Raw genomic sequence first — 11,602 nt, 5'->3', positions numbered from 1 at the left:
CTCCTACCCAAACAGACGATGCCGTGCCGCCGCGCTGCCGCTACAAGTCAGCCATGCGCGGCGATCCCCGCCGCCTTCTTTTCACGGAGAAACATGACCATGGCGGCAAACCCGCGGCAGCAAGCCGCAGTGATCACCGGAGCGGCCAGCGGCATCGGCCGCGCGCTCGCGCAGGCGCTGGCAGCGCAAGGCTACGCGCTGGCGCTGGCCGATATCGACGCCGGCGCGCTTGAAGCGGTGCGCGAGGCGCTTGCCGGCCAGGGGGCAAACGTCATCGCCATCCCCACCGACGTCTGCGACGCGCGGCAGATCGAGCACCTGTGCGAGGAAAGCTTCGTGCGCCTGGGCCGTGTCGACCTGCTGGTCAACAACGCCGGCGTGCTCGTCACCGGCCGCTGCTGGGAGCTGCCGCCGGAAGTGTTCGACCACGTGATGCGCGTCAACCTGTGGAGCGTGCTGCACGCGCTGCGCTGCTTCGTGCCGCGCATGGCGGCGCAAGGCGCCGGCCATATCGTCAACGTGGCCTCGATGGCCGGCCTCGCCGTGGGGCCCTGGCTGGCCCCCTACACGCTGTCCAAGCAGGCGGTGGTGGCGCTCAGCGAAGGGCTCGCGCTGGAGCTGCAGGCCGCGGGCCTGCCGCTGGGCGTGTCCGTGGTCTGCCCCGGGCCGGTGGCCACCGGCATCGCTGCGGGCCTGGACGGCGGCGGCGCGCAGGAGGTGGACCACATGAACGGCGCGCTGCGCAGCGGCATTGCCGCCGGCATGACGCCGGACGCGGTCGCGCGCTACATCCTGGACGGGGTCTCGGCCGGCCAGTTCTGGATCCTGCCGCACGAGCAGGCCGTGCATGCGGCGCTGGCGCGCGCGCAAGGCATTGCCGCCGGCACCACGCCGGCATTCGCGCTCTGACACTGATTTCCCCACCGCAATCCAGGAGACCCCATGCCGCTCAATCCCCAGGCCCGCGCCGTGCTTGAAGCCATGGCCGCCATGCCCAGCCCCGACTTCTCCACCCTGCGCGCGGCCGACTACCGTGCCGCGCTGGCTGCCATGCCCGCGTTCGCGCCCGGCGACACCGTCGCCGCGCAGCAAGATCTCACCATCGATGGCGCCGCAGGCCAGCTGAAGGCCCGCCTGTACCGGCCCGACGACAGCACCGCACTGCCGCTCGTGGTCTATTTCCATGGCGGCGGCTTTGTCCTCTGCGGCCTCGATTCGCACGACAACATCTGCCGCGGCCTGGCGCGTCGCAGCGGCGCGCTGGTGCTGTCGGTCGACTACCGGCTCGCGCCGGAGGCACGCTTCCCGGCCGCGGCCGACGACGCCGTCGCGGCCGTGCGCTGGGCCGCCGCGCATGCGGCGCAACTGGGCGCCGACCCGGCCCGCCTTGCCGTGGCCGGCGACAGCGCCGGCGGCAACCTTGCCGCCGTTGCCTGCCAGCAGCTGCGCGGCAGCGGCATCGCGCTGCGGCACCAGTTGCTGCTCTACCCCTACCTGGACTGCAGCGACGCCGCGGCCGCCAGCGCCAGCTACCGCGAATGCGCGCAGGGCTACTTCCTCAGTGCCGCGGAACTGGACTGGTATCGCGCCCAGTACCTGGCCAACCCGGCGGACGCCACCGATGTGCGCGCCAGCCCGCTGCACCAGCGCGAGCTGCACGGCCTGCCGCCAGCCACCATCATCACCGCGGAATACGACCCGCTGCGCGACCAGGGCGAGGCCTATGGCGAGGCCCTGCAGCGCGCGGGCGGCAACGCCACCGTGCGCCGCTGGCCCGGCCAGTTCCACGGCTTTATCAGCATGCAGGGGATGATCGATGCCGCCAGCGATGCGCTGGATGCGGCCGCGGCATCGCTGCGGCAGGCCTTCGGCAGCACCAGCCGGCAGGAGGCAGCATGAGCCCCGCCACCACACTGCCGCCGATGGCCGACGTGCTGGCGGCGCTGGCCGCGGGCCAGCGTGTGCTGGTGATCGAGGACGAGACCGACGAGGCCACCGGCTGCGTCCTGGTTGCAGCCGAGCGCGCCAGCGAGGCCGACGTCAACTTCATGGCCGCCGAGGCGCGCGGCCTGGTCTGCATGGCGATCACCGAGGCGCGCCGCGCGCTGCTGCAGCTGCCGCCGATGGCCGCGAACCACCGCCAGCGCGAGCGCTACACGGTATCGATCGAAGCGGCCAGCGGCGTCAGCACCGGCATCTCCGCCGCCGACCGCGCGCTCACGCTGCGCGTGGCGGCGGCAGCGCGCGCGCAGCCGCATGACCTGGTCCAGCCCGGCCACATCTTCCCGGTGGTGGCCCAGCCCGACGGCGTGCTGCGCCGCGCGGGCTTTGCCGAGGCCTGCTCCGACCTGCCGGCGCTGGCCGGGCGCGTCGCCGCCGGCGCCTATGCGATGCTGCTCGATGACGACGGCGACCTGCTGCGCGGCCCCGCGCTACTGGCCTTCGCGCGGCACCACGGCTTGCCGGCGGTTTCGATCAGCGGGCTGATCCACCACCGGCTGCTGACCGAAAGCGCGCTGCGCCGCACGCATTCGACGGAACTGGCCACGCCCTTCGGATGCTTCACCGTGCACGCCTACCACGACGCGCCGGTGGATGCGCTTCATCTTGCGCTGGTGCTGGGCCAGCCCGATCCTGGGCAGCCGGTGCTGACGCGCGTTCAGACTGTGGAAATGCAGCGCGACGTACTGGGCTTCGGCACGCCGGCCCTGCCCGCCTGGAACCTGGAGCGCTCGCTCGCCCGCATCGGCGCCGAAGGTTGCGGGGTGCTGGTGCTGCTGGATGAACGAGAATCGCCGCAGCAGCGGCTGGAGCGGCTGGCAGCGCCGGCCGCCGCCACGCCGGCGCTGGCCTTCGCGCAACGCGCGCTGGGGGTCGGGGCGCAGATCCTGCGCGATGTGGGAGCGCACAAGCTGCGCCTGCTCAGCCATCCGGTGCCGTATCGCGCCGTCACTGGCTTCGACCTGGAGGTCACCGAGTTCGTGCCGCCGTGCTGACTCGTCAGGAACGGGGACCGAAGCAATCGGCAAAGCTGCGCGTGAAGCGCTCCACGTCGGCGTCTGGCAGGTGGTTGATGCCGCCTGCCAGGCGCCGGCCGCCGCCGGTCTCGAAGCCGCGGCAGAAATCGGCCGCACCGGTGGCGCTGTGGGCGGGCACCCGCACGCTGACGGCAAAGCCGCCGCCGGACTTCGGCGAGAGCAGGCCGATGGCGTCGCCGGGCCGCCCGCGCACCAGCTCATTGGCCAGCACGCCGATCGCGCGCCGCGCCCACGGCGCGTCAGGCAGCACCAGCAGCGCGGCGCCGGGCACTTCGTGCGCTGGCGCCAGGCAGCGCGCGCGGGTCATGTCGTCCGCATAGCCGTCGCACAGCACCGCATAGGCGCCGCATTGCGCGGCGAAGGCCAGCGGGTCGGCAAACGGCAGCATGTGCCGCGCCAGCTCGGCGGGATCGAAATGCAGGTCCGCCACGCACTCGCCGTAGGCGTTGTAGTTCAGGCACGTGCCCAGCTGTTCCAGCACCGCGGTTTCGCACTCGCCCAGCCCCGCCTGCGCCGCCAGCGCGCGCGCCACGCTGCCCAGGTTGTCGCCGAACGCGGCGGTGATCGCCCAGCGCCGGTGGCAGCCGTCCAGGTGGCGGTCGACCAGGAGGCTGGTGCAGACCTCCGGCCCCTCGTCGATATGCGCGCGCAGGCCGGCATGCCCGGGCAGTTCGCCGGCATGGTGGTGGTCGAAGTAGTCCACCCGCGCACCGGCGCCGAGCAGCCGCATCAGGCCATCGCGGTTCTGCTCTAGCGAGATGTCCAGCGCGGTCACGGTGTCGCCGGGCCCGGCGTCGATGCGCTCGAGCAGCCGGATATCGCGCTTGACGCCGGTGACCAGCGTGGCGTCGCCGGCATGCGCCAGGCGCAGCTGCTGCAGGGCGCACAGGCCGTCGGCATCGCCGTTGAAGGCAAAGTAGCGTGTCATGGCAGGTGTGGTCAGGACTCAGGGCATGAAATCGCCGCCGTTGGCGTCGAGCGAAGCGCCGGTGATGGCCCTGGCGTAGTCTGACACGAGAAACAGCGCCGCGCGCGCGCAGTCGTCGTCGGTCGGCATGCGGCCCAGCGCAATCTGCGCGGTCACCGGAGCGACCACGGTGTCCTCGCTCACGCCCTGCTCGGCCGCGGCGTGGCGCACATAGCCCTGCACCGGCTCGCCCCACATCCAGCCCATGAAGATGCTGTTGGCGCGGATGCCATGCGGGCCCAGTTCGCGCGCCAGGTACTTGACCGCCACCGCCAGCGCGCCCTTGGACGCCGCGTAGCCGGATTCGCCGGGCATCGGCTTGCGCGTGGCCTGGGTGTTGATCATGACGATGGCGCCGCCGCCCTGCGGCTTCATCAGCGCCGCCACTTCCTGCGTCAGCGTCATGGTGCCGAACACGTTGGTGTCGAACACCTGGCGCCAGACGTCCAGGTCGGCCGCTTCCACCGGCTCGGGGAAGTTGCCGTGCTGGAAGGCGCTGTTGACCAGCGCGTCGATGCGCCCGAAGCGGCGCATGGTCTCGCCGGCAAGGTGCCGGGACTGGGTCCGGTCGGTGATATCGGTCACCACCTTGAGCACTTCGCAGTCGGCGCCCAGTGCATCGATGCGGGCCTGGGCGTCGTCCAGCTTCGCCGCGGTGCGCGCGGCGATGGCAACGGCACGCGCGCCTTCGCGCGCCGCCTCCACGGCCAGCTTGACGCCCAGCCCGGGACCGATTCCCGACACGATGACGACCTTGTCTTTCAACAGCATGGTGTTGTCTCCTGTGATGCGCAGTGCGCTGTCTTAGTTTTGCTTCAGGATGTGCCGCGCGCGGTAGCCGGCGAAATCGCGTTCCAGTTGTTCCTGGCTCAGTCCGAACTGCTCCAGCGTATAAGCGTGGGCCGCGCGCTGGTTGCGCGGGTTGCCCTCCATCCACGCCCACATGCCGGCGCGCGCGGACTCGGTCAGCGGCATGCCGGCAAAGCGGTAGACCGCCTGCGCCACGCCGAAGGGATCGCTCACCGTATCCTCGAAGCGCACGTCGAGGAAGCGATCGGCAGGCAGACCGTCGCGCACCGTCATGGCATGGGCGGTGGCGCGCTGCATCTGCCCGCTCCACTGCCGCCCCACCGTGGCGGCATCGGGCGCGTCGGCGTACAGCTTCCACAGCGTATGCGCCATGCTGGCCATCGACGGAATGGTCTGGGCGGGGTCGCGATGGGTCAGCACGACCTGCGCGCCGGGGAAGACCCGGAACAGGATTTCCAGCGTATGCAGGTGCTGCGGCGTCTTCAGCACCCACCGCTGCGCCGGCGCCTCGCCGCGCTGCCGCTTCTGCCACTGCAGGAACTGCAGCATGGTCTTCAGGCAGGCATAGACCTGGGTGTGGTCCTGCCGCGCCAGCCAGTCGGTATAGGACGGCACGTTGGCGTAGGAATCCATCGCGCACAGGAAGGAATGCTCCATCAGCATGAATTCCTCGTCGGCCGCCATCGCGTCGAGCGGATGGATGGCGAGGATGTCCGGGATAAAGCGGATCATCTGCGCCACTTCCTCGCGCGCCAGCCCGATGCGCCGGCCGGCGTCGCGCACGTGCTCGCCGGGCAGCGGCGCCGGGTAGCGCGTTTCCCACCACGCCGCCGAGTGGAAGCGCGCGTCCGTGGCCAGCATGCGCTGCAGCAGCGTGGTGCCGGTGCGCGGCAGGCCGACGATCACCAGCGGATCGTCGACGCGCTCTTCCAGGATTTCGGGATGGCGCCGGCAGTAGTCCTGGATCACCAGCCGGTTCACCAGTTGCGCCTGCAGCTTGCCTTGCAGCATCTGCGCGCCCTGCGGCGACAGCCCGGCTTCGCGTGCAAGCGAGTCAAACAGCACCTCCAGCGCCTCGCGGTAGTCGCCCGGGCCAAAGTCAGTCAGCCCGCCGGCCTGTGCGCTGGCCTGTGCCAGCAGTCGCTCCACGTCAAGCACTGCGGTGTCGTCGGATGCGATGGTGTTCATGCGTTCTCCCTGCATTCATTCCTGAGCGATTCAAGCTTGACCACGCGCGTGCGCGGATGCACCGGCTGCGCCGCCCCCACCCAGCGCCAGCACATGGTGCCGTTGCGGTGGCCGGCGGTTTCCAGCCAGTTGGGCAGGCCCGGATCGCGCGCGCTGAGGACGACGGTGACGCCGCCGTTGGCATCCAGCCGGGCACTGTGCTTGTTCAGGCAGATGTCGTGGTAGCGGTAGTCGAGCGACTCCATCCAGTAGTTGTTGATCTGGAAATTCCAGAAATCGCAGACCGGCACCCGGTCCACCTCGACCACCAGCGCTTCGTCGTCCGCCAGCGCCCAGCAGGAGTGGTAGTAGAAGATGTTGGGATCGCCGCCTGCCGCCTGGCATACGGCCTGGTCGGCGGGCGGCAGCGCATTGACATGGCCGCCATAGCCCTGGGCCCAGTCGGCGAAGATGCGCGCGGTGCCCTCGACAAAGCCCGCGGCGCGCAGCAGGCCGCCGTGCAGGCGTTCGGCATCTAGCACGGGCGGCTTGCCGCTGCCATTGAGGCGCTCGATGTGCAGTTCGGCCGGGGTCTCGGCCTTGCGCTCGAGAAAGGTCTGCCGCACCACCAGCGCATTGGTGCCCGGCTCCATGCGCACCCAGTTGCCTTCATGCTGGCGCGCGCTGAGGATGATCTCGAAACTGCCATCCGCCGCCACTGCCAGCTTGTTGCAGTCGATAAAGCCGGTCTGGACCATGCGCCCGTCGGTTTCGTAGCCGCCCTTCTGTGTGCCGAAACTCAGGTAGGCCACGGTGCCGCGCCGGCCGCGGATGCGGTACTCGGCACTGCCGTCCAGGCGTGCGTAGCGATAGAGATTGTCCGGATTGTCCGCGCCGATCTTGGCGGTTTCGTGCGACGGCGAGAAGAAGCCGGGAAACGCCGGATCGGCGAATTCCACATGCATCTCCAGCGCAATACGCAGCAGGCGGCTCAGGTAGCGGAAGCCCTCGGCGCGCGTGAGCGCATCCGACGGGGCCTCCGGGCGCAGGATCTGCTGCCCGCTGCGCTTGAGCACCTCGCAAAACTCGGCCCAGGTCTGGCCGCTCAGCATTTGTTCTTCGGCGGAGTTCGCCATCTGCCTGCTCCCGTGGTTCGTCGGCGAAGCAACGATACCGAGCGCGGGGCCGCCCCAGCCTCGTCCGGGTGGACTAGGAAATGCGCGCCGCGTCCCGCGATTTCTTAGTCCGCCCGGACGAAGTGGCGAAGGGCCCCGGCTCGCTACCTTGTGGCCATGCCAGACCGCCGCGACATCCCTGCACGGCACCGGCAAACCAAGAGGAGATCCCGATGTTGACCCACCTGGAGCAACTGGAGGCGGAGAGCATCCACATCATGCGGGAGGTGATGGCGGAATGCGAAAACCCCGTCATGCTCTATTCCATCGGCAAGGACAGCGCCGTGATGCTGCACCTTGCCATGAAGGCCTTCTATCCCGCGCGGCCGCCGTTCCCGCTGCTGCATGTCGATACCACATGGAAGTTCGGCGAGATGATCACGTTCCGCGACCAGACCGCCGCGCGGCTTGGCCTGGACCTGCGCGTGCATGTGAATCCCGAGGGGCTGGCACGCAACATCAGCCCGCACGAGCACGGCTCCGCCGTCCATACCGACGTGTGGAAGACCCAGGGCCTGAAGCAGGCGCTGGACCACTACGGCTTTGACGCCGCCTTCGGCGGCGCGCGCCGCGACGAGGAGAAGTCGCGCGCCAAGGAGCGCGTGTTCTCGGTACGCACCGCCCAGCACCGCTGGGACCCGAAGATGCAGCGCCCCGAGCTCTGGCGCCAGTACAACACCCGCAAGCGCAAGGGCGAAAGCCTGCGCGTGTTCCCGCTGTCCAACTGGACCGAGCTGGACATCTGGCAATACATCTACCTGAACGACATCCCCATCGTGCCGCTCTACTACGCCAAGGAGCGCCGGGTGGTGGAGCGCGACGGCACGCTGATCATGGTCGACGACGAGCGCCTGCCGCTGCGCCCCGGAGAAACGCCGCAGCTGCGCAAGGTGCGCTTCCGCACGCTGGGCTGCTACCCGCTCACCGGCGCGATCGAGAGCGAGGCCGACACCCTCGGCGGCATCATCCAGGAAATGCTGCTGGCGACCACCTCGGAGCGCCAGGGACGGCTGATCGACAGCGACTCGGCCGGATCGATGGAAAAGAAGAAGCAGGAGGGATACTTCTGATGGAAACCCTGATCGACACCGCGCCCGCGCATGCGCAAGCCGCCGGCACCTCGGGCGAGATCGCCCGCTACCTGCACGCCCAGCAAAGCAAGAGCCTGCTGCGCTTCATCACCTGCGGCAGCGTCGACGACGGCAAGAGCACGCTGATCGGCCGGCTGCTGTATGAATCCAAGATGCTGTTCGAAGACCAGCTCGCCCAGCTGGAAGCCGACTCGAAGAAAATGGGCACGCAGGGCGAGGACCTCGACTTCGCGCTGCTGGTGGACGGCCTGGCCGCGGAGCGCGAACAAGGCATCACCATCGACGTGGCCTACCGCTTCTTCGCCACCGACAAGCGCAAGTTCATCGTCGCCGACACGCCGGGGCACGAACAGTACACGCGCAACATGGTCACCGGGGCCTCCACCGCCGACCTGGCCATCCTGCTGGTGGATGCGCGCCGCGGCGTGCAGACCCAGACGCGCCGCCACAGCTACCTGGTGGCGACGCTTGGCATCCGCCGCGTGGTGCTGGCGGTCAACAAGCTGGACATGGTCGACTACTCGCGCGAGGTCCATACGCGCATCGAGAACGAGTACCGGGAGTTCGCCCGGCAGATCGGCCTGACCGATATCACCTGCATTCCGATGTCGGCCCTGCGCGGCGACAACATCACCGAGCCCAGTGCGAACACCCCGTGGTACCACGGCCCGACGCTGATGGCCCACCTGGAGAACGTACCGATCGACAACGCGCCCGTGCAAGGCGAACCGTTCCGGCTGCCGGTGCAGTGGGTCAACCGGCCCAACCTGGACTTCCGCGGCTTTGCCGGCACCGTCAGCGCCGGCGAGATCCGCCGTGGCGACCGCGTGCGCGCGCTGCCCTCGGGCCGCGAGAGCCGCGTGGCCGGCATCGTCGGCGCCGCCGGCGCGTGCGAGCACGCCATGCGCGGCCAGGCGGTGACGCTGACGCTGGAGAACGAGATCGACATCAGCCGCGGCGACGTGCTGGCCTGCCCGGAAGACCCGCCGGCAGTGGCCGACCAGTTCGAGGCCACGCTGGTGTGGATGAACGAGGACGCCATGCTGCCCGGGCGCCCCTACCTGCTCAAGCTCGGCACGCGCACCGTGGGCGTGACCGTGGCGCAGCCCAAGTACAAGGTCAATGTCAACACGCTCGAACACCTGGCCGCGCGCACGCTGGAGCTGAACGAGATCGGCGTGTGCAACCTGCACCTGGACCAGCCGGTGGCCTTCGATCCCTACGCGCGCAACCGCGAGCTGGGCGGCTTCATCATCATCGACCGTCTCAGCAACAACACGGTCGGCGCCGGCATGCTGCACTTTGCGCTGCGCCGGGCGCAGAACGTGCACTGGCAGGCCATCGACGTGGACCGCCGCGCCCATGCCGCGCTCAAGCACCAGTCGCCGCGCATCGTCTGGTTCACCGGGCTCTCCGGCGCGGGCAAGTCCACCATCGCCAACCTGGTGGAAAAGCGCCTGCACACGCTGGGCCACCACACCTACCTGCTCGACGGCGACAACGTGCGCCACGGCCTGAACAAGGACCTGGGCTTCGCCGAGGCCGACCGCGTCGAGAACATCCGGCGCGTGGCGGAAGTGGCAAGGCTGATGCTCGATGCGGGCCTGATCGTGCTGGTGTCCTTTATCTCGCCGTTCCGCTCGGAACGCGACATGGCCCGCGCGCTGGCCGGCGACGGCGATTTCGTCGAAGTCTTCATCGACACGCCGCTGGCGGTGGCCGAGCAACGCGACCCCAAGGGCCTGTACCGCAAGGCGCGGCGCGGCGAGCTGAAGAACTTCACCGGCATCGATTCGCCGTACCAGCCGCCCGAGCGGCCCGAGATCCGCATCGACACCACCGCCGACAGCGCGGAGCAGGCGGCGGAGCGGATCGTGGCGTGGCTGCGGGAGAAGCCCTAGGCCGAACGGACGATGAGGCGACGGACGGGGTCGGTACGATGGGACAGGGATTCCTGCCCTGGACTACCGCCACGTCTGGCGCCAGTCATGGCCTTTGCATGACCGATTGGGCGCTCCCTCGCCCGCTTGCGGGAGAGGGTTGGGGTGAGGGCGGGAATGTCCACGAAGTTCCGGCTGCTGGTATGCCACCGCCGGCCCTCACCCCTGCCCCTCTCCCGCACGCGGGAGAGGGGAGCAAACCGTCGCACCGCCATCATGCTGCCAGCCTCCCTGCCCGCCGCCGAGCTGAGCGCCCTGCTCGCCCAGCTCTACCAGGGCCCGACCGAAGCCGTGCCCTGGGCAAGTTTCCTGGAAAGCGTGCGCCAGCGCCTGGGCGCCACCTTCGTCACGCTGGTGCTGCGCCACCCGGCCACCGACCGGCCGGGGCTGATCGTCAATGCCTCCGACTACGGCCCGCACCTGCCGGGCGAGCCCTCGTACAGCGAGCAGTACTACGCGCTGTGCCCCTTCCTGGACCTGCACCCGGACCGGCTCTTCAGCGCCGACGAACTGTTTGGCGAAGCCGGCTGGCTGGCACACCCGTTCTACACGCAATACCTTCAACCGCTGGGCCTGCGCTATATCCTGGCGGCCAACCTGGTCACGCCCGACGGCGTGGAATGCGCGCTGTTCATCAGCCGCGTCCACGCGGGACAGGACTTCGGCGAGGCCGACAAGGCACTGCTGCACGGCCTGCTGCCGCACCTGAAGCGCGCAGTGGACCTGCATGCCGCGCTCGACGTGCTTGCATCCGAACGGTCCCTGTACGCGGATGCGGTCGACCGGCTGCAGGTCGGCACGGTGATCCTGGACGAGCACGGCAGGACCATCCGGACCAACGACGTCGCCGGCCGCCTGCTGCAGGCGCGCGACGGCCTGTACCTGTCGGAGGGCGCGCTGCACGCGCACTGCCCGGTGGAGAACCGCAGGTTCCGCAAGATCCTGGAGGACGCGGCCCAGGCCCACGCGCTGGCCGCACCGCGCAGCGAAGTCACCACGCTGAGCCGGCCCGCCGCGCCCACGCCCCTGAGCGTGCTGGTGCGGCCGATCCCGCTCAGCTATCGCAGCGAAGACAAGTCGCGCCGACCCGCGGTGGCGGTGTTCATCCGCGACCCGGCGGGATCGCCGCGCAACACCCACGCCAACCTGCGCAAGCTGTTCCACCTGACCCCGACCGAGATCGAACTGGCTTTGCTGATGGTCGACGGGCTGACGCTGGACGAAGCCGCGATGCGGCTCGGCGTCAAAAAGAATACGGCACGGGCGCACCTGCGGGGCATCTTTGCCAAGACCGGGGCGACGCGGCAGGCGGTGCTGGTGAAGATGTTGCTGTCCAGTGTGGTGGGGATGGGGTGAGGGCTTCGTACTCCAAGCGGACGATGCCGGAGTAGCGCCGGACTGCTTTAATCCTCGC

Annotated in this window: 10 protein-coding genes; 6 read left to right on the top strand and 4 right to left on the bottom strand. The window is 69.6% G+C overall.

The annotated features are described in order from the left end of the window. Positions 1–99 precede the first annotated feature (99 nt). Genes AC3WLE_RS19030 through AC3WLE_RS19020 form a run of 3 tightly spaced genes read left to right on the top strand, consistent with a single transcriptional unit; the run spans position 100 to position 2,996 of the window. Entirely contained in the window at positions 100–909 is an 810-nt protein-coding gene (locus tag AC3WLE_RS19030; protein WP_492321146.1) for an SDR family NAD(P)-dependent oxidoreductase, read from the top strand. A 33-nt stretch (positions 910–942) separates the two neighbouring features. Then, complete coding sequence (gene lipP1, locus AC3WLE_RS19025) at positions 943–1,899, top strand: LipP1 family hormone-sensitive lipase (RefSeq protein ID WP_492356684.1); 957 nt, start codon at positions 943–945, stop codon at positions 1,897–1,899. Then, complete coding sequence (locus tag AC3WLE_RS19020; protein ID WP_492356683.1) at positions 1,896–2,996, top strand: 3,4-dihydroxy-2-butanone-4-phosphate synthase; 1,101 nt, start codon at positions 1,896–1,898, stop codon at positions 2,994–2,996. Before lipP1 ends, AC3WLE_RS19020 begins: the two co-directional genes overlap by 4 nt. 4 nt (positions 2,997–3,000) lie before the next feature. On the opposite strand, the gene AC3WLE_RS19015 is transcribed toward AC3WLE_RS19020, so the two are convergent. From AC3WLE_RS19015 to AC3WLE_RS19000, 4 genes are read right to left on the bottom strand one after another with little or no spacing between them, the layout of a single operon-like run. After that, positions 3,001–3,966: an acetyltransferase gene (locus tag AC3WLE_RS19015; RefSeq protein WP_492321079.1), complete on the bottom strand. Its 966-nt coding sequence runs from the start codon at positions 3,964–3,966 to the stop codon at positions 3,001–3,003. Positions 3,967–3,984: 18 nt separating this feature from the next. After that, positions 3,985–4,776 (bottom strand): SDR family oxidoreductase, encoded by a 792-nt coding sequence (locus AC3WLE_RS19010; RefSeq protein ID WP_492356682.1) that lies wholly within the window; start codon positions 4,774–4,776, stop codon positions 3,985–3,987. A gap of 33 nt (positions 4,777–4,809) precedes the next feature. After that, positions 4,810–6,003, bottom strand: coding sequence for a sulfotransferase family protein (locus tag AC3WLE_RS19005; RefSeq protein ID WP_492356681.1), 1,194 nt, complete (start codon positions 6,001–6,003; stop codon positions 4,810–4,812). Continuing rightward, complete coding sequence (locus AC3WLE_RS19000) at positions 6,000–7,118, bottom strand: DUF1214 domain-containing protein (RefSeq protein ID WP_492321076.1); 1,119 nt, start codon at positions 7,116–7,118, stop codon at positions 6,000–6,002. The genes AC3WLE_RS19005 and AC3WLE_RS19000 overlap by 4 nt, the downstream gene beginning before the upstream one ends. Before the next feature lie 212 nt (positions 7,119–7,330). On the opposite strand from AC3WLE_RS19000, the gene cysD reads away from it, so the two are divergent. The 3 genes from cysD (at position 7,331) to AC3WLE_RS18985 (ending at position 11,544) form a co-directional block, all read left to right on the top strand. Beyond that, a complete protein-coding gene (gene cysD / locus AC3WLE_RS18995) occupies positions 7,331–8,227 on the top strand; it encodes a sulfate adenylyltransferase subunit CysD (protein WP_492356680.1) in 897 nt (298 codons plus the stop codon). Continuing rightward, positions 8,227–10,149: a sulfate adenylyltransferase subunit CysN gene (gene cysN, locus AC3WLE_RS18990; RefSeq protein WP_492356679.1), complete on the top strand. Its 1,923-nt coding sequence runs from the start codon at positions 8,227–8,229 to the stop codon at positions 10,147–10,149. Before cysD ends, cysN begins: the two co-directional genes overlap by 1 nt. A gap of 255 nt (positions 10,150–10,404) precedes the next feature. Further along, the gene (locus tag AC3WLE_RS18985) at positions 10,405–11,544 is read left to right on the top strand and encodes a helix-turn-helix transcriptional regulator (protein ID WP_492356678.1); all 1,140 of its coding nucleotides are present in this window, start codon (positions 10,405–10,407) and stop codon (positions 11,542–11,544) included. Positions 11,545–11,602 lie beyond the last annotated feature (58 nt).

This window comes from Cupriavidus sp. FW306-1B-F12B (assembly GCF_058781795.1).
Note: the sequence above shows the minus strand (reverse complement) of the source record. Positions and strands in the feature narration are given on the sequence as shown.